A 1,248-nucleotide genomic window follows, 5' to 3' on the forward strand; every position below is an offset into this window, starting at 1 on the left:
GGTGAATTGCAAGTTGCAATGCACGGTTTTTTTGATTTTTTTAAAATAGCCTGTACCTTTAGTATTTCTAGATACTAAAACTTAACTTTTCTCTGAACATTTCATCTGAATTTCCGTAGTCAAACATTTTTCTTGGATATGTATTTATGAACTCCTGTATCTTTTTTACGAGTGTTCTCTTAATACCTTTAAAACTTGTGCCTTTGGGTAAAAATCGTCTGATAAAACGGTTAGCCACCTCATTTGAGCCTCTCTGCCAGCTGCAATATGCATCACAATAATATTGGCTGGTCCTGGGTATACTGCTGCCTGTAAATGATTCTTCAATCCCCTCATAATCTGCAAATTCTGATCCATTGTCTGTGGTTATTGTTTTGAAAGTCTCCCTGAAATTAACTACCCCAAATCGTCTTTCTATTCGATCCAGTCCTTTTACCACTGATTCTGCTTTTTTATTCGGTATTTTTTCTATAATTTCCTGTCTGGTCTGTCTTTCTGTTAGAACTAGTAAGAAAGGCTCTCCTTTTTCTTTTAACCCCTCTACTAAATCCATCTCCCAGTGTCCAAATTCCTCCCTGGTATCAGCTTCTTCAGGTCTATCTCTAATTGTCCGACCTTCCTTGCGTCTCGTAGTGCTTGCACTTTCTTTAGGCCTATCTTTCTCAGGTTTATAATTGCCATGTATGAGATCATCTCGATCTATATCTAAAACACCTTTATCTATATAATTATAGATTGTTTTCCAGTGTAATTGTAGGTCATAATCATCTGATTCTTTAATGTCTTTTGCAACTGCTGCAGGTGAGCGTAATTTAAGTATCTGTTTTTTTATAAATTTAGCTAAATCTTTGTTTTTACCTATTTTTAAATCTCGTCCTTTTGCAGTATTATTTTGCTCATAAACTTTCTGTCCTCTTTTGGCACTATACTCTTTTCTATAAGTCCAATCACTATTTTTTAGCTCTATTTCACCCTTTTTAATTTCACGACTTACTGTAGTTCTATGACAGTTTAGTTCTTTACCTATTTCAGTATAATTTTTGTTCTGTTGATTGTATAAATGCTCTATTTTTACACGATCTGCATAATTTAGGTGTTCACCTTTTTCTCTTTTTGTGTTACAATTGTTTTGACACATATTCTGTACCCTCCTAATGTTTTTGTGGTTATTAACATTATACAAAAGGTACAGGTATGTGTCTATTTTTTTATCAAATCACCGCGTGCATTTAATTATACAATTTATCA

General features: G+C 33.7%; 1 protein-coding gene. It reads right to left on the bottom strand.

The window, feature by feature from the left end:
- Positions 1 to 67 precede the first annotated feature (67 nt).
- Entirely contained in the window at positions 68 to 1,138 is a 1,071-nt protein-coding gene (locus tag DFR80_RS15135) for an IS30 family transposase (RefSeq protein WP_114490493.1), read from the bottom strand.
- Between the last annotated feature and the right edge of the window lie 110 nt (positions 1,139 to 1,248).

Source organism: Halanaerobium sp. ST460_2HS_T2 (assembly GCF_003337665.1).
GTDB classification, from domain to species: domain Bacteria; phylum Bacillota; class Halanaerobiia; order Halanaerobiales; family Halanaerobiaceae; genus Halanaerobium; species Halanaerobium kushneri.